The sequence below is a fragment of the Bradyrhizobium sp. Gha genome (genome assembly GCF_900113735.1).
In the GTDB taxonomy this organism is placed as follows: Bacteria; Pseudomonadota; Alphaproteobacteria; order Rhizobiales; family Xanthobacteraceae; genus Bradyrhizobium.
Map to the genome: position 1 here is coordinate 68,962 of NZ_FOQM01000016.1, position 22,564 is coordinate 91,525.

The 22,564-nt window shown below is 61.1% G+C and carries 22 protein-coding genes; 10 read left to right on the plus strand and 12 right to left on the minus strand.

All coding sequences use genetic code 11. From position 1 onward, the window contains the following. Nucleotides 1-218 precede the first annotated feature (218 nt). A complete protein-coding gene (locus tag BM222_RS20030) occupies nucleotides 219-1,922 on the minus strand; it encodes an FAD-dependent oxidoreductase (protein WP_092230740.1) in 1,704 nt (567 codons plus the stop codon). A gap of 263 nt (nucleotides 1,923-2,185) precedes the next feature. Between BM222_RS20030 and BM222_RS20035 the strand changes: the two genes are divergently transcribed. After that, entirely contained in the window at nucleotides 2,186-2,959 is a 774-nt protein-coding gene (locus BM222_RS20035; protein WP_092230743.1) for an SDR family NAD(P)-dependent oxidoreductase, read from the plus strand. A gap of 20 nt (nucleotides 2,960-2,979) precedes the next feature. Here BM222_RS20035 and BM222_RS20040 read toward each other — a convergent pair whose 3' ends face one another. The 4 genes from BM222_RS20040 to BM222_RS20055 all read right to left on the minus strand — a co-directional run bounded on the left by BM222_RS20040 (nucleotide 2,980) and on the right by BM222_RS20055 (nucleotide 7,413). Then, nucleotides 2,980-3,648: an EthD domain-containing protein gene (locus tag BM222_RS20040; RefSeq protein ID WP_092230746.1), complete on the minus strand. Its 669-nt coding sequence runs from the start codon at nucleotides 3,646-3,648 to the stop codon at nucleotides 2,980-2,982. A 20-nt stretch (nucleotides 3,649-3,668) separates the two neighbouring features. Beyond that, the gene (locus tag BM222_RS20045; protein WP_092231001.1) at nucleotides 3,669-4,901 is read right to left on the minus strand and encodes an ABC transporter substrate-binding protein; all 1,233 of its coding nucleotides are present in this window, start codon (nucleotides 4,899-4,901) and stop codon (nucleotides 3,669-3,671) included. 325 nt (nucleotides 4,902-5,226) lie between these two features. Beyond that, a complete protein-coding gene (locus BM222_RS20050) occupies nucleotides 5,227-5,481 on the minus strand; it encodes a hypothetical protein (protein WP_092230749.1) in 255 nt (84 codons plus the stop codon). A gap of 339 nt (nucleotides 5,482-5,820) precedes the next feature. Next, the gene (locus BM222_RS20055) at nucleotides 5,821-7,413 is read right to left on the minus strand and encodes a primase-helicase family protein (protein WP_092230752.1); all 1,593 of its coding nucleotides are present in this window, start codon (nucleotides 7,411-7,413) and stop codon (nucleotides 5,821-5,823) included. A 336-nt stretch (nucleotides 7,414-7,749) separates the two neighbouring features. Between BM222_RS20055 and BM222_RS20060 the strand changes: the two genes are divergently transcribed. The 4 genes from BM222_RS20060 to BM222_RS20075 all read left to right on the plus strand — a co-directional run bounded on the left by BM222_RS20060 (nucleotide 7,750) and on the right by BM222_RS20075 (nucleotide 10,185). After that, nucleotides 7,750-8,151, plus strand: coding sequence for a thioredoxin family protein (locus BM222_RS20060; protein ID WP_092231005.1), 402 nt, complete (start codon nucleotides 7,750-7,752; stop codon nucleotides 8,149-8,151). Between the two features lie 80 nt (nucleotides 8,152-8,231). Then, nucleotides 8,232-8,960: a cytochrome c biogenesis CcdA family protein gene (locus BM222_RS20065; RefSeq protein ID WP_502690905.1), complete on the plus strand. Its 729-nt coding sequence runs from the start codon at nucleotides 8,232-8,234 to the stop codon at nucleotides 8,958-8,960. Continuing rightward, nucleotides 8,893-9,525: a sigma-70 family RNA polymerase sigma factor gene (locus tag BM222_RS20070; protein ID WP_092230755.1), complete on the plus strand. Its 633-nt coding sequence runs from the start codon at nucleotides 8,893-8,895 to the stop codon at nucleotides 9,523-9,525. The genes BM222_RS20065 and BM222_RS20070 overlap by 68 nt, the downstream gene beginning before the upstream one ends. Beyond that, nucleotides 9,526-10,185 (plus strand): NrsF family protein, encoded by a 660-nt coding sequence (locus tag BM222_RS20075; protein WP_092230758.1) that lies wholly within the window; start codon nucleotides 9,526-9,528, stop codon nucleotides 10,183-10,185. Nucleotides 10,186-10,307: 122 nt separating this feature from the next. Here BM222_RS20075 and BM222_RS20080 read toward each other — a convergent pair whose 3' ends face one another. From BM222_RS20080 to BM222_RS20095, 4 genes are all read right to left on the minus strand, one after another. Next, nucleotides 10,308-10,901: a DUF1349 domain-containing protein gene (locus BM222_RS20080; RefSeq protein WP_092230761.1), complete on the minus strand. Its 594-nt coding sequence runs from the start codon at nucleotides 10,899-10,901 to the stop codon at nucleotides 10,308-10,310. A gap of 124 nt (nucleotides 10,902-11,025) precedes the next feature. Next, entirely contained in the window at nucleotides 11,026-11,949 is a 924-nt protein-coding gene (locus tag BM222_RS20085) for a substrate-binding domain-containing protein (protein ID WP_502690907.1), read from the minus strand. Nucleotides 11,950-11,986: 37 nt separating this feature from the next. Next, nucleotides 11,987-13,324 carry an ABC transporter permease gene (locus tag BM222_RS20090; protein ID WP_092231011.1) on the minus strand — a complete coding sequence of 446 codons (1,338 nt, stop codon included), beginning with the start codon at nucleotides 13,322-13,324 and terminating at the stop codon, nucleotides 11,987-11,989. Then, nucleotides 13,321-14,961, minus strand: a complete 1,641-nt coding sequence (locus BM222_RS20095; RefSeq protein WP_092230767.1) for a sugar ABC transporter ATP-binding protein — start codon at nucleotides 14,959-14,961, stop codon at nucleotides 13,321-13,323. The genes BM222_RS20090 and BM222_RS20095 overlap by 4 nt, the downstream gene beginning before the upstream one ends. A 171-nt stretch (nucleotides 14,962-15,132) precedes the next feature. Here BM222_RS20095 and BM222_RS20100 point away from each other — a divergent pair, with 171 nt between their 5' ends. Continuing rightward, nucleotides 15,133-15,846 carry a GntR family transcriptional regulator gene (locus BM222_RS20100; protein ID WP_092230770.1) on the plus strand — a complete coding sequence of 238 codons (714 nt, stop codon included), beginning with the start codon at nucleotides 15,133-15,135 and terminating at the stop codon, nucleotides 15,844-15,846. 62 nt (nucleotides 15,847-15,908) lie between these two features. Then, on the plus strand, nucleotides 15,909-16,685 hold the full coding sequence (locus BM222_RS20105) for a cyclase family protein (RefSeq protein ID WP_092231013.1): 777 nt from the start codon (nucleotides 15,909-15,911) through the stop codon (nucleotides 16,683-16,685). A 101-nt stretch (nucleotides 16,686-16,786) separates the two neighbouring features. Here the strand turns inward: BM222_RS20105 and BM222_RS20110 are convergent, their stop codons facing one another. Beyond that, nucleotides 16,787-17,980: an MFS transporter gene (locus BM222_RS20110; protein ID WP_092230773.1), complete on the minus strand. Its 1,194-nt coding sequence runs from the start codon at nucleotides 17,978-17,980 to the stop codon at nucleotides 16,787-16,789. A 182-nt stretch (nucleotides 17,981-18,162) separates the two neighbouring features. On the opposite strand from BM222_RS20110, the gene BM222_RS20115 reads away from it, so the two are divergent. The 3 genes from BM222_RS20115 (at nucleotide 18,163) to BM222_RS20125 (ending at nucleotide 21,115) form a co-directional block, all read left to right on the plus strand. Further along, nucleotides 18,163-18,966, plus strand: coding sequence for an MBL fold metallo-hydrolase (locus BM222_RS20115; RefSeq protein ID WP_092230776.1), 804 nt, complete (start codon nucleotides 18,163-18,165; stop codon nucleotides 18,964-18,966). Nucleotides 18,967-19,126: 160 nt separating this feature from the next. Then, nucleotides 19,127-20,146, plus strand: a complete 1,020-nt coding sequence (locus tag BM222_RS20120; RefSeq protein ID WP_092230778.1) for an alpha/beta fold hydrolase — start codon at nucleotides 19,127-19,129, stop codon at nucleotides 20,144-20,146. Between the two features lie 15 nt (nucleotides 20,147-20,161). Further along, the gene (locus BM222_RS20125) at nucleotides 20,162-21,115 is read left to right on the plus strand and encodes a fatty acid desaturase (protein WP_092230781.1); all 954 of its coding nucleotides are present in this window, start codon (nucleotides 20,162-20,164) and stop codon (nucleotides 21,113-21,115) included. A 46-nt stretch (nucleotides 21,116-21,161) separates the two neighbouring features. On the opposite strand, the gene BM222_RS20130 is transcribed toward BM222_RS20125, so the two are convergent. After that, entirely contained in the window at nucleotides 21,162-21,395 is a 234-nt protein-coding gene (locus BM222_RS20130; protein WP_092231016.1) for a hypothetical protein, read from the minus strand. A 98-nt stretch (nucleotides 21,396-21,493) separates the two neighbouring features. After that, nucleotides 21,494-22,513, minus strand: coding sequence for a helix-turn-helix transcriptional regulator (locus tag BM222_RS20135; RefSeq protein ID WP_092230785.1), 1,020 nt, complete (start codon nucleotides 22,511-22,513; stop codon nucleotides 21,494-21,496). Nucleotides 22,514-22,564 lie beyond the last annotated feature (51 nt).

The following is a 22,564-nucleotide window of genomic DNA, read 5'->3' on the forward strand; positions in this document are numbered from 1 at the left end:
TGAGCCGCCTGGAGCGATGGTCAGATAAACGGCTAGAGCTTGAGCTGTATGTGCATATGAAGTTAAATCTTAGCGTCGATAGCTGAGTTCCTGTAGGCGCACTCGATCATCCGCGGGGAACCGGGCTTGTGGTCCGGATTGCTGCCTCCGTATCGAGTCCCAGAATTCATTCGAGCAGAGATGGAAGCGACATTGGCGGTCTCCGGATAAGACGTGAATCAATTGCTTTGCTGATCGGCACTTACCGAGGTTATTTTGATCGGCTCGGAAGCGGCTTGCTGGCCAGCTATCGCTCCAAAAGCGGTGGCCAAGCCCATCGTGGCACCGGGACCCCAATAGGCGCGACCTCCGGGTGACGCTATACAGTTTCCAGCACCATACAGGCCAGGGATTGGATTTCCTTCATTATTGAGCACGCGGGCCTTGGCATCGATCACGGGACCGCCATTGGTGTCGAGAAGGCTTGGCGCGATGATGATGCAGCAGTAAGGACCGGAAGATTGAAACGGGTGCATCGTGATGTTAGGCAGATCATGGGTCGGCCAAGAAGTATCTTTCCGCGCAATTGAGAACACTTCCCGATGCAACTCGATGTCGTAGATGTTTGATCCGCGCTGAAATTGGGTGTCACAACCCGAGCGGGCGCTCTCGTCGAACGTTAGAATTGTACCCGCGAGATTTTCAGCGAAATTGACACCCAGCATGAAGGGCGGAATGTTTGGAATCAGAGAATCGAGTCTCCTCTGAATCTCCACCGCGAGCTGCTCAATAGTCTCAGCCTGGATAACGTAATCCGCATGCTCTCCGGGGTGAGGAAGCGGATAGTTGCCCGCGAAGACTTCCGCGCAGCGGCGGTCGTAGATCATAAACAGGAACTGATTGGTGAACTCCGAGTCGACGGCATCCCAGACCGAGTGAGCCAGAGATACTTCCGGTGGAGCGCGCTTTTCGTTTACCACGCGAACACCATTCTTGTTCACTAACATGCAGCTGTCTCCGGGTGCTTGCCAGTAATGCCTTGGTACTCCGGACGGTTGTAGGATGTGGCTCGGTGAGTGCGGTTCGCGCAACGCTTGTTCCAAAACGATTTGCGAGCGCCAACCATGGGCCATGTTTCCCAGCTTTGCCCCTATTCTTCCAGCTATGCGAACAAAGTCGCCCTGCACGCTCGGCACCGCGGTTCCCCCGTAGACGGGGCTAGATTGATGGGCAAGTACGAGCTCAGCGTCGTGCACAAATCCACCGCTGGCGAAGACAACCGCTTTACGGCTCACGATCCTTCGGTTGCTGCCTTCGGGCGTGGTGACCCGTACCCCGGTCACTTCGCCGAATGCGTTGAATTCAAGGGAAGTAACACGATGCCCGAGCAAGATCGGAATTCGGTGTTTCTCCAGGTAACTGGAGATCTGCATCATGATGTCCTCTCCGAAGCCCCTGGCTCCATCGGGCTTCTTGACGACCAATATGCGTCCCCGAGACACTTTGTTGAACGGCGAATGGTCGAACATGTCCGTACGGTCAGCGTGACGCGTGACCAAAGCACCGACATCCTCCAATTTCTTGAACGCCTTAGATGCCTCGTCGTAGAAGGCCTCAACGAGCGAATATCGAAGCTCGCCCACCCCGTAGTAGCGCGCCGATTCACAAAATTGAGTAGGGTACGCCGTGGACGCCATGAATTTGATGGCATCTTCGCGTGTGTCGCGGACTCCCTTCTGTTGCTGGAAATGATTGTTCGGCAGCCAGAATGCGCCGTCGGACCAGCCGGTCGTTCCGCCGGGAGCATTCGCCTTTTCTACGATCAGAACCGAGCACCCCGCCAGAGACGCAAATATAGCGGCCGTGAAGCCCGCCGCTCCTGAACCGACGACGATAACGTCAGCCTCTGCTTGCGACTGAGATTTCATGTCAGGGTGGGTCATTCTCGAAGCTCCGTCCTACGAATTCCCGCCGAGCTTATTTCCATGAGAAGAGCTGTCCATTCCTCGTATGTTACGAACTGTTCTTCCGGATCGAAGGCCAAAGTCGGCGGGCAGCTGAGCATCGCTGCACAGTCTTGGCTGTATTCCCAAGTCCTACGTGCGACCGCTTCTCCGACCGCGAAGAGTCGTTGATGTCAAAGGGTTGGACATCCTCGCCTTGCTGCGCCTCTTATCGGCGTACACGATAACCGCACTGGAACAACATGGCTGAATGGTTTGACCAAAAGATCGCAATCGTGACCGGAGCCGCGAGCGGTATTGGGCGAGCGGTTGCAAGCGAGCTCGTCGCTCTTGGTTCTCGCGTTACGCTTGTGGACCGCAACGCAGAGGCTCTCGATCACCTTAAGGAGGAATTTAGCTCAGACTCCGTTCTGCCAGTCGTGGCAGACGTGACCGTCGCCCGCGACGTCGAGATGTATGTCGCCAAGACCCTCGATCGATGGGATCGTATCGACTTGTTTCACAACAATGCTGGGATTCTGGGGCCGTTGCGGAAGTTGATCGAGCATAGCACGGAGGAGTATCGTGCCATATTCGATACGAACGTGCTCGGTGTACTTTTGGGACTTCAGCATGTCGCGCCTGTCATGATCAAACAGGCGGAGGGCAGTATCGTAAATACTGGTTCGGTCGTCGGCCTACGCACGGTGCCAGAGAACGGACTGTACGGTGCGTCGAAGGCCGCGGTTCTTCGACTAACACAGCAGGCGGCTGTCGAGCTCGGACCTCACAACGTCCGCGTCAACGCAATAGCGCCGGGTTCGACGGACACGCCGATGTTCAGGAACGCATTTCGCGTTGAAGGCAGATCTACTAGGGAAGCCGACGAATTGGTCGATGGCATGCTCTCTACAAGGCCCTTGCGGCGCGCAATCCAGGCCGCCGATGTCGCGCAGCTCGTTCTCTGGCTGCTGGGGTCCGAGTCGAAAATGATCACGGGCACGATCAGCGTCATCGACGGTGGGGTCTCCGCTTAGAACGTCGTATCGTTCGGCTTTCACAGTATCTTCAGGGGGTCGACTGCGAAGGCTGAAGCGCGGCTGACAAGGTCCCTCATCTTATGGAGCCCCTCCGAGACAACTTGGGCTGCACGTTCACGATCTTCAAACCACAGTTCGACGAAGCTGTCTGGCCCAGATGATTCATTCTTAAGTCCGGCCCGGAAGCCAATCTGCGACGTCCAGTTGAAGCACCGTTGCTGGACCCCATCAATTTTTGAGGAATACGTTGCTTCCAGTTGTGACTTGTAGTCGACGAGGGCGACGCCTTCGCGACGCTCGGATATTACGATGGTCTTCCAAGAGGCTTCAGATAGGCTCAGATCTTCGCCGACCGGATCGACGACGCATTCGGTCAGTCCATCAAGAAAGCGCAGCTCGTCCGCGATCATCGCCTGAACCGCGCCAGACGTCACCGCGCTAGCAGGCGGCTTGGGCGCCGGCACGTGCAATTCGACGATACCGTCGACCTTGAAGGCATCTCGCAATCGAGAAATTTCCTGGAGCGTCTGTATCACGCGATTTTGCGTGTAGCGAACTGTGTCCGGTGAGGGAAAGTGGGCGATGATGCCCTTAATGATTTGAGCGTGAGGGCCGGCCCAATGCGCTTTGAATTGTTCGGCCGACAGGTCGCGCCGGCCGGTCAAAAGGACGAGCTTTTTGATCATCGGAGTCGAGTGTTACCTGACTAATGCAGCTCGGATTGACCGCTAATGACGGCACCAAGAGGCACCCAGTGATCCTTCTCGAACTTGACGATCTGAAGGTTTTCCATCGGAGCATAGTCCGTAGGGCTGGTGTTGATATCAATCCCGGGCAACTGTCCATCAGGATGAAAATCCTTGATGTTGGCAACCTGCCTCATGACGTTCTCCCTTGTCAGGTCATCCCCGCACTGCTCGAGAACATGCACGATAGTTTGAACTTCGTCATAAGCGTTTAATGCGATCAGATCGTTTAGGTTGATTGTAGGCGCATACTTCTGGACGAACGCCTTGAACTTCACGATACCCGGATCGCTGTCCCATCGGGGATCGCTCGCATCTTTCAGATAGGCCGTCGATACAATGCCTTCGGCATTCTCCAGGCCTGCCGGTTTGAGAACGGTCGCGATTGACGAGCTTACCGTATTCAACACATGAAACGGATGCCAGCCAATTTCGGCGACCTTGCGGATGGACTGCGCAGCGAATTTTGGAGGCGTGAAGTCGAACAATGTGTCTGCTCCGGATGCTTTGAGCTTCACAATGTGCGTATCCATGGTCGGCTCGGTGATGTCGAAGCTCTCTTCAGCGACGATCATCGAGGCTCGTTCGCCGAGGCCCTCTTTTACGCCACGAAGAAGATCTCTCCCGTAATCATCATTCTGGTAGATGATGCCGATCTTCGCGTCGGGCTTTTCCTTAAGGAGCATCCTAGCGTAGACTCGTCCCTCTGAACGATAGCTCGTGACGAATCCCATCGTCCAAGGAAAATGCTCGGGATCTTCCCATCTGGATGACGAGCCATTGATGAAGAGCTGGGGTACTTTCTTTCCGTTCATATATTTCTGTACGGCCAGTTGCAATGCCGTCCCAAGCGATCCGACCGTAAAGAGTACTTGATCGCTTTCGATCAGCCTTCTCGTCTGCTCGACCGTCTTTGCCGGATTAAACCCGTCATCATACGAGATAAAATTGATCTTGCGGCCCCGAATGCCGCCCTCCTCGTTGATTTTGCGGAAATAGCCATCGTAGATCGTTCCGATCACAGCAAAGGGCGAATTAGGGCCGCTGTAGGACATCGTTTGACCGATCTTGATCTCGGAATCATTCGCGCCAGGATCATACTTTCCGGCCGCCAAGGAGCTGGTGGCAAATGTAGCGCTCGCAAGTAGCGCGGTAGCGGCGGAAAGCTCCAACAGTCTGGACGGTCTTTGCATATATCTCACTCGCCTGATTTCTTGTTGCCGAAGCGTGGAGGCCGACATCAGTGGGCCTCTCCAAATGCCGACGAATTAAACTGTGCGACGGCCTGAAGGTCGAGTCATCTGCTACTAACACTCATTCGTCGGCCACGAAGGCCGCGTTTTCGAGCGTCGGCCTTGAGATTGTCAGGCCGGTTCATGGCACCCGGTAGACTACGTTGCAAGCCTGAGGTGTCAACCTGACAACCGTGTCAACCCAGAATCTGAAATCTGCGGCTGGCAAATTTCCGGGGCGCGCTTGGGCCGTGTGGGGTGGGGGTGCGGGAAGGACCCGCGCCGCCTACAGTTTGCCTCGCCTGATCATGTGCGAAATTGCGCGGCCGGCATCGGTCGCGCCCCATGAGAGACGGCCATCAATGCCGGGTTGCACCGAGTACATCGCAAGTTTCTGACGGACGAGCTCTCTCAACTCTTCATCAGCAATCTCGCTAGCGCTCATGTAACAGTCAAACATGCAGAGAGAGTTCAGCACCCCGCGCTGTTTGATGGTCATCACCTTTGCGAAGTCGATTTGCAGTCTGGTAGGCTTAGTCATTTCAATTCCTCAAAAAGAAAAGGCCCCGCACACCGGGGCGTCGTCATGACACCTCGGCGGACAGAGCCCGTTTGGTTGGTTGTGAGTTTGCGTCTAGGGAGTCTAGGCACCGGCATGATGCCTAGACGGGAGAAAACCCCTATAAATTAAGGGTCGGTCTAGGATGTCTAGGCAGTCTAGGGAAAAGAGAAAGTCAGAACAAAACAGCCGACCTCAATTTGAGACCAGACCGATAATTTTGCTTACACGCGCGCGACCTAGACTCCCTAGACATCCTAGACCGGCGTTTGATTTTGCTGATGAATTCGTGTCTAGGCACGCTCGCCTAGCCTAGACTGCCTAGACTGGAAAATTGTCATCCGGCGACGGGCAGCGCGCTCGCTCGCCCTCTCCCGGGGGAAGCGCCGGCCAATCGATCGGCTGGCCGACGCATTTATCGAATGCGTTTCGACACTCGTCAAGAGAAGGCATTGAATAGCACCACGTTCGTTTAACAACACCGGGCTCTCTTTCAAGCGAGGGCCGAATATCCCCGATGCCGGGAATAAGCTTCTTAAGCCGCTTGCCAAAATCAGCGCTGCTACGCTTGCGGCCAATGCCCATGCGAGAAGCATCCTTCAGATACTCCTCGTACAGGTCATCCCTAACAACAGTGCCGCGCCAGCCGTCGTCGCCGTGGAGCCATGATCCTGCGTAAAGTCGATTGAACACGAAGTCGTCGATTGGATCGAGCGACCTTAGCTTTTGATCGAGCAGCGCCTTTGTTTGCGGAATGCGCCAGATGTTGAACTCGCTGAGATCGAACGACAAAAGTTCATGCAGCAGCTTTTCACGGCCGCCCTCGTCCAATTCCTCGTACATCTCTGCGAAATATTCGTTGTTCTGCTCGGCGTAGGAGCCAACGTCGAGCACGAAAAATCGGCGCTCGTCGCCGGTTGCAGGAACAACCCAATCCTCATTAGACGTCATGATGACGCGGACCCGGTTTTCCATTCTGATCGGATCAACGCCTTTTTGTTCGATCATTTGGATTCGAGAGGTAAGCAAGCCCTTAAGCCGGCCCTCGGCGGCCTTGTCGCCCGCCCACATCGCTTCATCGGCCTGCAACAGCAAGCAAGATGACATGTGGGCGTTGAATTGCCCCGTGAGATACCTCGCGTCATCAACCGGGAAATAGTGCGGCGCGAACAGCGATCCCAACACCTCGCCGACCACCGTCTTACCTGTGCCCTTCCTACCGCGCATCACCAAGGCGATACCCGGCCGCTCTCGCGGCCGTTGCACAAGGTGAGCCATCCAGCCGAGCAGATACTGGTAATATTCGTCGTTATCTCGGCAAACATTCACTCGGAGGTGGTCCAGAAATCGGCCGCAAGAGCCCTTTGGGGACGGCGTGACGCTGAATCCGCGCCAGAGGTTGAGATAGTTGGGTGTGCTGGCGGTGCCGTCCGGATTGGGGAAGAACTCCACGCCGTCATATTGCCGTCGATCCCGGTGTTGGTGCCAAGCCTTCGCCCAGGTTACCGACTTGATCTTGCCGTCGCTTCCCACGATCTCGGTCTGCCGGTTCGCGAACCATGAATTCATCGATTCGAAATTCATCAGCCGCACCCGATCGTTGAGCGGTCCGTGAGGCTGCTCGTTCACCACCAGCGCCTTGCCGCCCCAAATCGCCAGCGCGTAGCTGCGGTTGATTTCCTCGACATCGAACCCCCAGGAACGGGGGGACGCGTTTGGCGCATCCACGGCGCTCTTGTCGGCGCTTTGCTCCCCCTCCGGGCGGGGGTCGCCAGCCGCGAAGCCGGACAATTCGGTGTCGCTGTCGGTGTCGGTGGACTCGATCCAGTCCGCAATCCGCTCGTGCGGCGGAATGTCGTCGGAAACGGGTTTTGTGGCGGCCTCGGGGAGGCCACCGAACGCAGTATCGGTCATTTCGGTCTTTTACCTCTGGGACGCCAAAGAAGCGCTAAGCGACGTCCTCAATTCCGGGCTCCACAACCCATTGAATTTATGCAGTAAATCGAAGCCGTGGTAATCGCAGGGGGCGCTTGTTGCGTGTCCCCGCAACCAAGTTGATAACCCCGGCAATGTGATTTGCCGGGGTTATTTTTTGCGTCCGAATTTGGTCATCGCCGGGTGTGCCCGCATCGCGATGCCGCGACGCGAATTTATCTTCGACGCCTGTAACTCTTTCGCACCTGAATCCGAACCTTGGAGCATGAACCCGGCGGCGCCTGCCGGGATGTCATCAGCGACCAGGAGATTGCGATGCGCTTTTCGAGAACGATGGCTGCGGCCGTGTTGGCCCTGGGCCTGTCTGCGGGACTGGCGCCCGCTTCTTTCGCTGCGACGGAGATGCCGTTCACAGCGCAGGCATTCGATGCGGCCCAGCACGAGGGTAAGCCGATCCTGGTCCACATCACCGCCCCCTGGTGTCCCTATTGCGCCAAGCAGAGGCCGATCCTGGACAGCATCGAGAGTGAGGCGGCGTTCAAGCATCTCGTCGTCTACAACGTCGACTTCGACACGCAAAAGGACATCGTCCGGAGTTTGGGCGCCCAGAAGCAAAGCACGCTCATCGTATTCCACGGCGCCGCCGAAAAGGGTCGCTCGACCGGCGATACCGATGCCAACTCGATCAAGACGTTGCTGCAGAAGGCGAACGACTAGCTCGGCTCGTTGGTTCCGGCGCGCTCTCGTTCCTTCCAGCGCTGGTTTCGCCAGGACGTGCTGCATGAGGAAATATCGGAGTGACCTTGTCATTCGTCAGCGTGGGGTTCGGCTTTATCGCCGGCATGCTCTCGACCTTGTCTCCTTGCGTCCTGCCGTTGCTGCCGCTCGTGCTCGGGCCTGCGCTGGCCGCGCATCGTCTGGGTGTGCCGGCACTGCTCGCAGGTCTGGTGCTGTCTTTCACCGGCATCGGAATCTTCGTCGCCACGATGGGTTTCGCGATCGGTCTCGATGGTGACGTGTTCCGCGACATATCTGCCGTTCTGCTCGCCGGATTGGGCGGCATCCTGCTCAGCGACGTCCTGCAACAGCGGTTCGCGTTGGCCGCCAGCGGTGTCAGCAATGCCGGGAGCCGGCTTATCGCCCGTATGAGTCCGACCGGCCTCAAGGGGCAGTTCGCGGTGGGCATCCTGCTGGGAGCGCTCTGGAGTCCCTGCGTGGGACCCACGCTCGGAGCCGCATCGCTGCTTGCGTCCCGCGGCCAGAATCTCGTCAGCGTGACGGCCGTCATGATTGCCTTCGGGCTGGGAACGGCGGTCCCCTTGCTCATCGTTGGGGCGCTGTCCAGAACAGCGTTGATGCGCTGGCGGGGCAGAATGATGAATGCTGGAAAGGGCGGCAAGTTCTTGCTCGGTGCCAGCGCGGTGACAGTGGCAGTCCTGATCCTGACCGGCGCGGATCATGTCCTGGAAGGCGCGCTGGTCGCCGCGTCGCCGGCTTGGCTGGTCGATTTCACCACGCGGTTTTGAAATGTCCGGCTTGCGCGCGGCGGATCCGCAGGAGTGGACGGCGCTCATGGTGCAGGGGCAACGCGGCGATACACATGCCTATCACCGGCTGTTGCTCGGCATCACACCTTATCTGCGGGCCATTGCTCACCGGGTGCATCGCAACCCGAGCGATGCGGAAGATACTGTACAGGATATTCTGCTGACTCTGCATGAGGTTCGGCAGACCTACGACCCGGCACGCCCGTTCAAGCCCTGGCTGGCCGGCATCGCGAGACATCGTGTTGCCGATCGCTTGCGCGCGCTAGGGCGGGTGGCCGCAGGAGAAGTGATGTCGGACATCGAACATGAGGCCTTTGCGGCCGTCGACAAGAGCGGCGACGCGGCACTGAACAGCCGGGCCGTGGAAGCAGCGCTGCTGGCGCTTCCGGCGGGCCAGCGCCAGGCCATCACGCTGTTGAAGCTGCAAGAACAATCGTTGAAGGAGGCCGCCGCGCAGAGCGGGATGTCCATTGCATCTCTGAAGGTGTCTGCTCATCGTGGCATCAAGGCGCTCAGGCGTCTTCTGGGCGAGGGATACCCGTAGATGGAGACCTCCGATCTCATTCAGTCCCTTGCGAATGCGGCGCGGCCGATACGCGTCATTCGCCCCCCGCTGCTTCGCGCGGGCTGCTGGTTGCTGATCGCGCTCGTCGCTCTGGTTCTGCTGGCCCTCGAACATGGTCTTCGGTCGGATATCGCGAACCAGCTGCGCAACCCGTCTTTCGTCGTTGGGACGACGGCCTCTTGCCTCACCGGCGCGCTGGCCGCCCTCGGTTGCCTGATGGCGAGCCTGCCGGACCGTTCGCGCTATTGGCTGCTGCTTCCACTGCCGCCGCTCGCCGTGTGGACGGCGACCCTTGGATATGGTTGCCTGACAGATTGGGTTAGCTACGACGCCGGTGGCCTGCGGATGGGCGCGGCGTTTCAGTGCTTCGCCACGGTTCTCCTCGTCAGCTTGCCGCTTTCGGCGTCCATTTTCGTGATGCTGCGTCATGCGGCCCGCCTGCGTCCGACCTTGCTGACGCTGGCGGCAGGATTGGCCGTAGCGGGCATGACGTCGACGGCCATGTCGCTGCTCTATCGTCTCGATGCGACCGTCATGAACCTGATCTGGAATCTTGGAACGGCCACGCTGATCGTGCTCATCGAGGCCATCGTTGGACGGCGGGTCCTGACGCGAATGGCGAAGGCGGCCGGACGCTGATCCGACCGGATTCAACGTGCGGAAGCGGTCTGCTCTAAAGCGCCGAGTTTGTCTCGCGCTTCAGGTTATTGTTTGCGCATGGTCTTTTCGGAAAACCGCTGCACACTTGTCTGGAACATGCTTTAGCTGAGATCGTGCAGATCCTTGCCGAGCGGCGCTTCCAGGGAAAATCCGGTGAAGGTGACCGGCAATCCCGCGCGTTCGGGTGTGCAAGCCATGGGACCGACGAGATAGGATTGCGCTCTGGTGAAAGGAGCCAGTCGCACGAGCGGCCAGCTTTTGCCGTCCGCCGAGGCCTGCAACCGAACGACGCCGTCGGAGACGGTGACGCGCATCCGGAAATCGCGGGCATCGTGCTGATACGGGGCCGTTGCCCAATCCGACTGCCCAACGGTCAGTACGCTCGACAGCATGGCGCGGCCGTCCGAAAACTCCATTCCGGCCTTGATCCAGTGCTCGGCGTCGATACGCACCATGATGCCGGCCTGATCGTAGAGGTCCTTAAAATCGCACTGGACGCGAAGCTCGGCCGTAAACGCCTCCGCGGTCCGAAAGCCCAGAAAATGGCCGTTGTCGCGGCAGAACCCGTAATGCGTCTTCTGCCAGAAATCGGTGGCGTTGTCGGTGACGATCTCGAGCCTGTCGCCCTGCGCGCTCCACCGCTCCGGTTCATTCAGCCAAACTCCGTCGTGCCTCGCGAAGATGGCAGCGCTCATGTCAAACCTCGATGAAAGTTTTCGATTCCGCCTGACGTCGATCTGGCGCGGAAACGCAGGACGAACGGAGAGTCGCGGTCGCGATGGCGACCCGGCTCTCCGAGACGTATGTCAGGGCCTCAAATCACAGCAGCCCGTTCTTCTTCAGGATCTCAGGCGCGTTCTCCTTGGTGATCAGCATGGTCGGCAAGGTGATGACGGGCTCGAGCTTCTCGCCCTTGAGCAGCTTTGCCGCCTGCCTCAATCCTTCCGCACCGGGCGTTGCGTAGAGGAAGGTCGCGGCGAGCTGGCCCTTGGAGACCCAGGTGACGCCTTCGTCCGGCAATCCGTCGATGCCGATGATGAACTTGATGTCCTTGTCGCGGTTGGCGTCCTTGGCGGCGAGATAGGCGCCGTAGGCCATCGGATCGTTATGGCCGTAGACCATGTCGATCTTCTCGTTGTTGCGCAGCGCCGTCGTCATGATGTCGTAGGCTTTGTCCTGCTTCCAGTCGCCGGACTGGTTGTTCAGCAGGTATTTGATGCCGGGCTCCTTGTCGGTGAAGGCATGGAAGCCGTCGTGCCGGTCGTGCGCCGGCTGCGTGCCCATGCCGCCCCAGATTTCGACGACGTTGCCGGCCGCCTTGCCGGGGCCGCCGAGCAGCTTCACCGCGTGCTCGCCGGCCGCCTTGCCGATCGCGACGTTGTCGCCGCCGATGAACTGCGTGATGCGCTTGGTATCGACATTGCGGTCGAGCACGATGACGGGAATCTTGGCGTCGATCGCCTTCTCGACCACGCCGGTCAGGCCGGCCGATTCCTTGGGTGAGATCAGCAGCACGTTGACCTGCTGCACGATCAGATTGTCGCAATCGGCGACCTGCTTCTCGGTCTTGTCCTGGCCGTCCGTAATGATGAGGTCGATATCCGGATGGTTCTTGGCCTCGGCCAGGATGTCCTTGTTGAACTGCACGCGCCACGGCTCCAGCGTGGTGCACTGGCTGAAGCCGACTTTCGACTTGCCGGCGGCCTTCGCGGGCGTCCAGCCGGCCGGCAGATAGATGGTCATTGCGGCACCTGCCGCGGTGGTCGACAACTTCAAGAACTCACGACGCTTCATCGAGATCCTCCCTTGCGAGTTGGGCCTTTGCGGCGCTTGGCAGCCGATGGGACTCGGCTGTTTTCGGATCGGCCTCTGCCTCGCCCGATCGGCGGAACCGCCATCGCGCGACGAGCTGACCGAGATTCTGTTCCTGCACCAGCACGGTGCAGACGATGATCAACCCCTTCATCACGAGCTGGACGTTGGAGTCGATGTTCTGAAGCTGCAGGATGTCGGAGAGCAGGCCGAAGATCAGGACGCCGACGAAGGTGCCGGCGAGGCCGCCGCGGCCGCCCATCAGGCTGGTGCCGCCGATCACGACGGCGGCGATCGCATCGAGCTCGAGGCCGGTGCCGGCGTCGGGCTTGCCCTGCCGGTATTGCGCGACGAACAGCACGCCGGCGATGCCCGCGAGCAGGCCCGACAACAAATAGGCGGTCAGTTGCACCTGCGCGACCTTGATGCCTGAAAGCTTGGCGGCCTCGACATTGCCGCCGATCGCATAGGCATAGCGCCCGAACGCGGTGAAGCGCAGGATCGCGCCGAACAGGCAGATGGCCGCGAGGAAGAACACGCTCGGCACCGGCAGCACGCCCCAGAGCATCGAGCGCAATAGCTCGAAGGCCTCGGTCGCATTGGTGCCGGTGTAGACAGGGACCACGGCGTTGTCGGACCCGGCCGTCAATCGCGCAATGCCGAGTGCGCTGACCATCATCGCGAGCGTCGCGATGAAGGGCTGCAGCCGGCCGGTGACGATCAGGAGCCCGTTGACGCCGCCGAGCACCATCGCGAGGCAGGGCGCGATCAAGAGGACACCGAGCACGCCGAATTTCGCCGGCACCTGGTTCACCGTCCACCAGCCGATGGCGATGGCGGTGACAAGGCCGAGCAATCCCGGAATGCCCATGCTCTGCCACCGCGTCAGCGCGATCTCGCGCCGCCGTCCGGCACTGACATCGCGGCCGCGCGCGAGGCCGGCGAACACGAAGCGCGCGGTCAGCGCCACGGCCGCGCCGCCCACGAGGATCGCGGCCGGCACGCCGATCACGGATGCCGAGGTCCAGCCGCGCTTGGTCAGCAGCATCGCGCAGATCACCGTCGAGAAGCCCATCACCGAGCCGACCGACAGATCGATGCCGCCGAGCAGGATGACCATGGTCATGCCGGTCGCGACCAGTCCGGTGATCGAGACCTGGCGCAGAACGTCGGTGAGATTGCCGTAGGACAGGAAGATGTTGTGGCCGGACGAGGTGTGCGGCGAGGTGAGGGCGCCGACCAGGCAGATCAGCAGCAGACCCCAATAGAGCTTGGTGCGGGAGAGCAGGCGGAAGAGCGCTTTCATGACGCGGCTTCCTGCGACCATCTCGCCATCCCCGGTGTCGCAAGGCGCATCACCGTCTCCTGCGTCGCATTCTCGCGCGCCAGGATGCCGGTTTGCCGTCCCTCGCACATGACGAGGATGCGGTCGGACAACAGCAGCAGCTCGGGCATCTCCGAGGTCACCACGATGATGCCGAGCCCCTGCGCGGCGAGATCGAAGATCAACCGGTAGATCTCCTGCTTGGCGCCGATGTCGATGCCGCGGGTCGGTTCGTCGAGCAGCAGGATGCGCGGTTCGGTCGCCAGCCATTTGCCGATCACGACCTTTTGCTGGTTACCGCCTGACAGCGCGGCGGCCTCCTGACCGATGCCGGTGCAGCGAACCGAGAGCCGCTTGACCATGTCGGCCGCGAGTGCGCGTTCGCGGGCGAAGGTTCGCAGGCCAAATCGCGACAGCACGCCGATCGAGGGCAGCGCGACATTGTCGCAGATCGAGGCAGCCAAATGCAGGCCGCGCTCCTTGCGGTCCTCGCTGACGAGCGCGACGCCGTGATGGTAGGCGTCGGAGGCAGAGACGATGTCGACCGCCGCACCGTCGATCGCGATGCGCCCCTCGCGCCAGCCGCGCGCCACGCCAAAAATCGATTCCAGGATCTCGGTCCGCCCGGACCCGAGCAGGCCGCCGATACCGAGGATCTCGCCGCGCTTCAGCTCGAAGCTGACGCCGTGCAGCGTCCTTCGCCATCCGTGCGGCCCAAGCGTATCCAGCGTCAGGCCCTGCACCGAGAGGACGACCGCGCCGTCCCGCGCCGTCGCGCCGCGCTCGTTCGCGGTCATCTCGCGGCCGACCATCGCCGAGATGATGGCGCCGCGCGAGAGCTCGTCGATGGGTGCGGTCACCACGCGCCGGCCGTCGCGCAGCACGGTGACGCGGTCGGCAAGCTCCAGCACCTCCTCGATGCGATGCGAGGTGTAGATGATCGCGACGCCTTCGCGCGCGAGCTGGCGCACGATCTTGAACAGCGTGTCGCATTCCGACGACGACAGCGCGGAGGTCGGCTCATCCATGATGAGGATGCGCGCGTTGAGCGACAGCGCCTTGGCGATCTCGACGAGCTGCTGCTCGCCGACGCGCAACCCCGCGATCCTCGTGTCAGGCGCGATGCCGACGCCGAGGCGCGCCAGCAGGCGTCCGGCCGCCCTGATCATCCGGCGCCGATCGATCAATACGCCGCCGATCAGCGGTTCCCGGCCAAGGAAGATATTGTCGGCGACGCTCAGCTCGGGAACGAGGTTGAGCTCCTGGTGGATGATGGCGACGCCGGCCTCTTCGGCATCGCGTACGCCGCTGAAGGATGCAGCACGGCCTTCGACCAGAATGGTGCCGTCGTAGCTCGTGTGCACGCCGGCAAGAATCTTCATCAGGGTGCTCTTGCCGGCACCGTTCTCGCCCATCAGCGCATGCACTTCGCCGTGGCGCAGATCGAAGTCGACGTCGTGGAGCGCCTGCACGCCGGCAAAGGATTTGGAAACCCGCTCCGCGCTGAGCACGGCATGTCCATCCGGCACGCCGGCGCGGCTGCCAAGCTCGACCACGCGAGAGGAGCGCGGTGCACCACGCTCGTCGTCTGCCCCGAGCGCGCCGAAGCGTGTCTCCATCGGCTTTTCCTCCCGGCGTGCCCTCAATCCTTGGCAAGACATCGAGCCGCAGGTGATGGTTTATTTGTTGACTGATATGCTAGTTATATCAGTTGATGCTCGTCAAGCCTTTTGGTCAGCGCGATTGGCGTTGCGCCATCGAAATGTGTAGATCGGCCGGGGGATCACAGCATGCATTCAGTCGGCGGGTTCAGTGGCGGCGCGAGGCCAGCGCGTGGGCGCAGCGCAGGCGGGTCAAAGGTCGACCAGGCCTATCTTGCGCTGAAACGCGCCATCGTCTCCGGCTCGCTCGCGCCCGAAACGCCGATCGACAAGAACGAGTGGTGTGCACGCTTCGACGTGTCGAAGCTGTCGATCACCACGGCGATCAACAGGCTCGCCTTCGAAGGACTGGTCGTGGTCGAGCCGCAGCGCGGCTCCTATGTCGCCAGGATTCATCTCGAGGATGTCAGGCAGTGGATGCTGATGCGCCGCGCATTGGAGGTCGAGGTCGTCGGCGTCTGCGCGTCCAGCATGTCGGATGACGCGATCGGCGCGCTCAGCCAGAATCTCGCCTATCAAAAGGCTGCGATCGCGAGCGGAGACCTCGAAGGCTTTCATGAGCTCGATACCAGGTTTCATCACCAGATGACCGAGCACCTGAGCCTCGCGCGCGTCGGCGAAGTGCTCGATCCGATCCGCACCCATCTTGAACGCGTTCGCCGCACGCTGCTGCCGGAGCCTGGCCGGCTCAAGGGAACATACACGGAGCACGAGGCGATCTACCGCAGCATTGCCGATCGCGATCCCGAAAGAGCAAGGGCAGAGATGGCCAACCACCTCGACCGCGTCGCGCGCGAGCTGCATGCATTCGTGGAGAAGCATCCGGGGTTCTTCGACAGTTAGGCTTGGGTGTGGTGCTTATCGCCGCCGCGCCAGTCAACGAGAACAATCTACGAGGAAGCGCCATGACGACCAGGCTGATCGACATCTCCGTCCCCCTCCAGAACGACGTGCCGGCCGACCCGCCCGGCAATCATCCGACGATCCAGTATATCGATCATCAGCAGGGCCTGCCGCGCATGCTGCAGTTCTTCGAGGGACTGAAGGCCGAGGATCTGCCTGATGGCCAGGGGTGGGCGGTGGAACAGGTCACGCTCTCGACGCACAACGGCACGCATCTCGACGCACCCTGGCATTTTCACCCGACCATGAATCGCGGCGAGCGGTCCTGGACCATCGACGAGGTGCCGCTGGAATGGTGCTTCCAGCCCGGCGTGAAACTCGACTTCCGGCACCTGCCGGACGGCTATGTCGCAACGGCCAAAGATGTCGAGGCCGAGCTCAAGCGCATTGGTCATGAGCTGAAGCCGCTGGAGATCGTCGTGGTCAACACCAGCGCCGGCGCCAAATATGGCCGGCAGGACTACGTCACCTCGGGCTGCGGCATGGGCTATGAGGCGACCATGTATCTGCTCGAGCGTGGTGTGCGTCTGACCGGCATCGACGGCTGGAGCTGGGACGCTCCGTTCGTCCATACCGCGAAGAAATACGCCGCGTCGAAGGACGCCAGCCTGATCTGGGAGGGCCACAAGGCCGGCCGCCACATCGGCTATTGCCATCTCGAGAAGCTGCACAATCTCGACCTGCTGCCGTCGACCGGCTTCAAGGTGTCATGCTTTCCCGTGAAGATCGAGCGCGCCTCGGCGGGTTGGACGCGAGCGGTCGCGATCTTGGAGGGCTAGTCTAGCTTCTCCGGCCTTCGCGCGCGCCGAACAGGTGTGGAACGGGAATCACCGCAAATTGGTCCGCATCGCGGTACGCGGCCGGAGGAGAGGGACGCGCCTCAATACCTCTTCACGTGCGCGCCGAACACCAGCCACAGCGCCATTGAGGCGAGACCGAAGCTGCCGAGCAACAGGAAGGTCGGGCCATAGCCGATCCACTGCGCGATCCAGCCGCCGAGTGCGGGGCTCAGGCTCGCGCCTACGCCTTGGACGGTGATGACAGCGCCTTGGCCGAGATTGATGCGGCCGGTGCCGTCGAGCGAGCGCGCGACCATGCCGGGCACTGCAACTGTTTGCAGTCCGGTTCCGATGCCGTCGAGCACCTGCATCGGAACGACGCCCCACCACCCTGTCACGAAGAACGCCAGCACGCCGCGGATCGGCAGAAACATGAAGGATACCAGGATCACCGGCCAATAATTGCGCTTTCCTGCGACCTGCATGGCAATGAGCGACGTCACGACCATGACGCCCTGCGCGATGACGACGGTGGTTGCAACGAAGCTCGGGCCGTTGGCCTCTCCCTGAGCCACCGCCGCAAGGCCGTAGAGCGGAACGATCGCCGCATTGCCGAGATGGAAGACGGCAAGCGCGAGCGCCAGCACCAGGAGCGGCTTGTGCTTGAGGAGGACGGACATGGCATCCGGCGGGTTCTTGCTTTCGTCCTCCTTGCTGCCGCGGGCCTGGCGATCGTCGATGGATTTGGCAGGGATCATCAACACGCAGGCGATCGCGATGGCGCCGAACACCGCCGCCAGCACGAACACGGCGACGTAACCGAACTTGTAGCCGAGATATCCGGACAACGCCGCGCCAACCATGTTGCCTGCATGGTTGAAGGCCTGATTGCGCCCGTTCAGCGCGTTGAAGCCTTTTTGCTTGGCGATGCCGAGCGTGATGCCGGTGACCGCTGGAACGATTGCAGCACTCGCCAACGACTGCGCCACTTGCGAGAACGTCACTGCCCAGAAATTTTGCGAGACCAGGATGATCGTTGAGGCAAGGACGACGCAGATTCCGGGGATGATGACCCACAGCCGCTTGTTGCGACTGGAATCGATGAAGCCGCCGATCGGCGTCGTGACCAGCATGCCCGCGACATTGCCGATCGTCAAAGCCGTGCCGATCAATCCGGTCGCCCAGCCGCGCTCTTGAAGGAATACGCCGACGAATGGTCCGATGCCCGACTGCATGTCGGCCATGAAGAAATTGACGGCGAACAAGGGCCAGATTCGGGAAGGGCGCGACATCATCGAGACTCTGAACGTGATGCTGCGGAGCGCATGGGGTCTCGTGCAAGCGGAGATGGCTGACCAATCGTGCCCAAGGCGGACAGAAAAGTAACATGCGCTCGTCGCGTTGGTTCCTTCGGACTTGCGATTGGAGAGCCGCCATGCCACCTCACAGGTGTCCTGTTCTCCTCCGGATCACAGCCATGCCTCTCTGGACCTGCGAAACCTGCGGCGCGCAATTCCCGAACAGCGGAAAGCCGGCCGCATCCTGTCCGATCTGCGAAGACGAACGGCAGTATGTGAATTGGAAAGGGCAGACCTTTCTGACCCGTGAGACGCTCGCCGAGCGCCACCGCCTCGTCTGGCGCGACGATCTCGGCCTCACCGGCATCGCGCTCGATCCGAGTTTTGCGATTGGCCAGCGCGCGTTGCTGATTCCCAATGGCAGGGGATGCGTGATGTGGGACTGTATTCCGCTGGCAACCTCGGAGGCGATCGCACACGTCAAATCGCTCGGCGGACTGACAGCGATCGCCATCTCGCACCCTCATTACTATGGCGCGCTCGCCGACTGGAGCGAGGCCTTTGGCGGCGTGCCGGTCTATCTTCATGCTGATGACCGTCAATGGGTGACGCGTCCGCATCCTTCGATCGTGCACTGGGCCGGCGATCAACGTCGCATCTCTGAAGATATTCTGCTGCTGCGCACCGGCGGGCATTTTGCAGGCGCCACCATGTTGCACCATGCGCGCGGTGCCGAGGGCAAAGGCGCGCTGCTCACTGGCGATATTGCGCAGGTGGCGATGGATCGCCGCTTCCTCAGCTTCATGTATTCCTATCCGAATTATATCCCGCTCAACGCCGCCGCGGTGCGGCGGATCGCGACGGCTGTAGAGCCGCTCGCCTTCGACCGCATCTATGGCGCCTGGTGGGGCCGCAACATCGCCGCAGGCGCCAAAGCTGTCTTCGCGGCGTCGGTGGAGCGATACATCGCCGCCATCGCCTGAGCCGGGCAAAGGCGGGACTCCCCATTGCCTTTTCCAAATAAATGGACTAATAGTACAGTTATTAGGCGCGACGCAACGATGCGTTTGCTGGTCCGGCATGATCGATGCATCGTCGTCGCGGCGGGGCGCACTCCGCGCCGCGTGAGCGGGAGTTGGGCAAGTGACCGGGCATCGCGGCTACGAGATCTTTGAGGCCGGCGACGTTGTGCTTCAGTCGGGCGCGGTGTTCCCCGCCATGAAGCTCGCCTACAAGACTTACGGCACGCTGAATCAGGCAAAGGACAATGTCATCCTTTATCCGACCTCATTCAGCGCGCAACATTTTGATACCGAATGGTTGATCGGGCCCGATGGCGTGCTCGACCCTCTCAGCTATTTCGTCATCATCCCGAACCTGTTCGGCAACGGACTGTCGTCCTCGCCCTCGAACTGCGGCGCCAGGCCGTTTCCGCAGCTCACCTATCACGACGCAATTGCGGCCCAGCATCGGCTGTTGACCGAGCACTTCGGCATTACAAAGCTGGCGCTGGTCTATGGTTGGTCGATGGGCGGCATGCAGACCTATCACTGGGCGGCGCTACATCCGGATATGGTTGAGCGCGCCGCGGTGGTCTGCGGCAGTGCGCGTTGCTCGCCCTACAACCATGTTTTTCTCGAAAGCGTGAAGGCTGCGCTATCGGGCGATCCCGGCTTCCGCGACGGCCGCTTTGTCGAGAAGCCGACAGCCGGCTATCGCGCGATGGGCCGCGTCTATGCCGGCTGGGCCATGTCTCACGGCTTTTACCGTGACGAACTGTGGCGCGAGGCGGGATTTACGTCGCTTGAGGATTATCTCGTCCGACATTGGGATTCGACCTTTGCCCGGCGCGACGGCAACGATCTGCTGGCGCAAGCCGGCATCTGGCAGCGCGGCGACATCAGCGCTTGTGCAGCCTTCGGCGGCGATCTCAATCGCGCGCTGGCGGCGATCAAGGCTCACATGCTGCTGATGCCGGGCGCGACCGATCGCTATTTCGACGTCCGCGACAACGAGGACGAACTCGGCATGCTGATCAATGCGAAATCGGCCGTGCTGCATCCGATTCCGTCGCTGCACGGCCATCGCGCCGGCAACCCCGTCAACAATCCGCGCGACCGGGCCTTCCTCAAGGCCGAGATCGCAGAGCTTCTCAACAAGTAGTGCAGGTCCCTGCTCATGACTGACGCGACCATTTCAGAACCCGGCGACCGCCTGAAGCCGTTGTCCCCCGCGATGCTGCGCGAATTGTCGGTTCGCTCCGATCTCCAGGGTACCCTGCGCAGCCTCTGCCACTACGCCGTGGTCGTGCTGGTCGGATCGTCGATCTGGAAGGTGAGCTCAAGCTTCGGGATCCTTTGGGCCTCACCGCTGATGGTGATACAGGGCTATTTCATCGCCTTTCTGTTCATGGCGCTGCACGAGACTGCGCACAAGACCGCGTTCAGGAGCCGCGGCCTCAACCTCGCGGTAGGCTATCTCTCGGCCTTCATCATCGGGCAACCTTACGAATATTACTGCCTGTTCCACTGGGACCATCATCGCTACACCCAGAATCCGGAGAGGGACCCCGAGTTGATCGTCGGCGTGAAGCCCAAATCCGACACCCAGATCGCGCTTGCCTATAGCGGCCTGCTCCAGGTTGCGGGCCGCCTCCGGCTGATGCTCGGCCATGCCGTCACCGGCAAGGTCACGGTGCCCTGGATTCCCGAGAACAAGCGCGCCATTATCGTCACAGAGGCGCGCGTCTATGCCGCCCTCTATGCTCTGCTGCTCACGCTGTCACTGTGGTTTTCTTCCGCGCTGCTGCTCGAGGTCTGGATCGTCCCGCTCCTCATCGGGCAATTCTTCTTAAGGCCCTATCTCCTGGCCGAGCACACCGGCTGTGAGCGCACTCGCAACGCCTTCCAGAATACCCGCACCACCTATACCGGCGTGGTCGTCAAGTGGATTGCGTGGAACATGCCCTACCATGTCGAGCATCACGCGTACCCTTCAATTCCGTTTCATGCGCTGCCAAAGCTGAACAGCATCGTCGACGGCGAGATCGTCTATCGCGGCCGCGGCTACATCAGAACGACGCGCGAGACCTGGGCGTGGTTTCGTCGGAATCGACAGAGCGCCCAGGACTGACGCAAAACTCCGGCCGCGGCGCGACCGGAGCTTCGAAGGCGTGACATCAGAAAACGGTGTACCCGCAGACATTCACGACGCGCACGCGTGCGCCGTGGCGGGTCTGGATCACGCGCTCCTGGTAGCAATTGTTGAAGCCGGTGTTGACGTAGATGCCGCCATAGCCCCAGCCGGGACCCCAGTAGTGGTGGAAGCCGTGCGCCGACGCGGCGGTGGGCGCGAGAGCGGCAGCGCCGAGCGAGCCGGCGGCGATCAGACCGAGTGCAAGCTTACGAAACATCTTCATTCTCCAGTGTGGCGCGAAGCCGTTGTTGTGTCCCTGCTTCTCGGTCGAGGCGAAGCGCGATTACGTTCACATGGAGGCGGGAGAATCGTGTTTCAGGATTGTTTCGCCGGCCGCGGCGAGATGCGCCGCGATCCGGCTTTGCGCGCCGTGCGATAGCGCGCGGCCATCGCCTGCGTCATCTCGGCCATCTTCTCGCGGAGATCGGCGGGCTCCAACACTTCAGCTTCGGCCCCGAGCCGTAGCAACTCAGACGCGGCATGCCATGACGTTTTCCCCGTCGGCACTCTTGCAATGCGCCAGCCGTCGGCATCGGTGGTCGCGTCGAGCTGCGTGCGCGCCCTGACGTAAGGCTGGGTCAGCGCATCGAGCAATTTCACGCCGAACGGCGACAGCCGCACGATCGCGACATTGGGATGCATCTCGGCTTCGAGCCGCAGCGTCGCGTCCTGCCAATAGGCGGCGAGATCGAAATCGGCGGGACGGTCGAAGCGCTCATCGAGCGCGGTGCAGTCGAGCACGCGCGCGATGCGATAGGTGCGCACGCTGCCGTCGACTTGACCCGCGAGATACCAGCTGCCGCCCTTCAGCACCAGACCGAGCGGGGCAACGCGGCGCTGCTTCTCGGCACGCCAGCTCTGGTAGCGGATCTTTATAAGAGTCCCGCGCAGTGCGGCGCCGGCGATGGTGCGCAGATGTTTTGGCTCTTCCGTCTCGCCGAACCAGCCAGGAGCATCGAGATGGAAACGCTCTTGCATCCGGCCGGCATCTTCGCGCAAGTTCGCGGGCAGCGCCGCCATCAATTTGTTCTGCGCGGCGATCATCGCCGCATCCAGCCCCAGCGCCGCCGCCGGGCCGGGGATCCCGGCGAGGAATAGCGCGCCGACCTCGCTCTGCGACAAGCCGTTCAGGCGCACGCGATAGCCGTCGAGGAGGCGATAGCCGCCCTCAGCACCACGGTCGGCATAAACGGGGACGCCGGATGCGGCGAGCGCATCGATGTCACGATAGATCGTGCGCACTGAGACTTCGCAGGCATCCGCAAGCTCAGGCGCAGTGACCTGTCCCCTGGCCTGCAGAGTGGTGAGGATCGACAACATCCGGCTCGCGCGCATGACCTCTTAAACCATACCTGACACAGGATGTCGGGTATGCCCGGCTACAAG

What these genes read in the sequence shown, in the direction of transcription:
- BM222_RS20030 (WP_092230740.1), bottom strand. Translation starts at nt 1,922, where the DNA reads ATGACCCACCCTGACATGAAATCTCAGTCGCAAGCAGAGGCTGACGTT.
- BM222_RS20035 (WP_092230743.1), top strand. Translation starts at nt 2,186, where the DNA reads ATGGCTGAATGGTTTGACCAAAAGATCGCAATCGTGACCGGAGCCGCG.
- BM222_RS20040 (WP_092230746.1), bottom strand. Translation starts at nt 3,648, where the DNA reads ATGATCAAAAAGCTCGTCCTTTTGACCGGCCGGCGCGACCTGTCGGCC.
- BM222_RS20045 (WP_092231001.1), bottom strand. Translation starts at nt 4,901, where the DNA reads ATGCAAAGACCGTCCAGACTGTTGGAGCTTTCCGCCGCTACCGCGCTA.
- BM222_RS20050 (WP_092230749.1), bottom strand. Translation starts at nt 5,481, where the DNA reads ATGACTAAGCCTACCAGACTGCAAATCGACTTCGCAAAGGTGATGACC.
- BM222_RS20055 (WP_092230752.1), bottom strand. Translation starts at nt 7,413, where the DNA reads ATGACCGATACTGCGTTCGGTGGCCTCCCCGAGGCCGCCACAAAACCC.
- BM222_RS20060 (WP_092231005.1), top strand. Translation starts at nt 7,750, where the DNA reads ATGCGCTTTTCGAGAACGATGGCTGCGGCCGTGTTGGCCCTGGGCCTG.
- BM222_RS20070 (WP_092230755.1), top strand. Translation starts at nt 8,893, where the DNA reads ATGTCCTGGAAGGCGCGCTGGTCGCCGCGTCGCCGGCTTGGCTGGTCG.
- BM222_RS20075 (WP_092230758.1), top strand. Translation starts at nt 9,526, where the DNA reads ATGGAGACCTCCGATCTCATTCAGTCCCTTGCGAATGCGGCGCGGCCG.
- BM222_RS20080 (WP_092230761.1), bottom strand. Translation starts at nt 10,901, where the DNA reads ATGAGCGCTGCCATCTTCGCGAGGCACGACGGAGTTTGGCTGAATGAA.
- BM222_RS20085 (WP_502690907.1), bottom strand. Translation starts at nt 11,949, where the DNA reads ATGACCATCTATCTGCCGGCCGGCTGGACGCCCGCGAAGGCCGCCGGC.
- BM222_RS20090 (WP_092231011.1), bottom strand. Translation starts at nt 13,324, where the DNA reads ATGAAAGCGCTCTTCCGCCTGCTCTCCCGCACCAAGCTCTATTGGGGT.
- BM222_RS20095 (WP_092230767.1), bottom strand. Translation starts at nt 14,961, where the DNA reads ATGGAGACACGCTTCGGCGCGCTCGGGGCAGACGACGAGCGTGGTGCA.
- BM222_RS20100 (WP_092230770.1), top strand. Translation starts at nt 15,133, where the DNA reads ATGCATTCAGTCGGCGGGTTCAGTGGCGGCGCGAGGCCAGCGCGTGGG.
- BM222_RS20105 (WP_092231013.1), top strand. Translation starts at nt 15,909, where the DNA reads ATGACGACCAGGCTGATCGACATCTCCGTCCCCCTCCAGAACGACGTG.
- BM222_RS20110 (WP_092230773.1), bottom strand. Translation starts at nt 17,980, where the DNA reads ATGATGTCGCGCCCTTCCCGAATCTGGCCCTTGTTCGCCGTCAATTTC.
- BM222_RS20115 (WP_092230776.1), top strand. Translation starts at nt 18,163, where the DNA reads ATGCCTCTCTGGACCTGCGAAACCTGCGGCGCGCAATTCCCGAACAGC.
- BM222_RS20125 (WP_092230781.1), top strand. Translation starts at nt 20,162, where the DNA reads ATGACTGACGCGACCATTTCAGAACCCGGCGACCGCCTGAAGCCGTTG.
- BM222_RS20130 (WP_092231016.1), bottom strand. Translation starts at nt 21,395, where the DNA reads ATGTTTCGTAAGCTTGCACTCGGTCTGATCGCCGCCGGCTCGCTCGGC.
- BM222_RS20135 (WP_092230785.1), bottom strand. Translation starts at nt 22,513, where the DNA reads ATGCGCGCGAGCCGGATGTTGTCGATCCTCACCACTCTGCAGGCCAGG.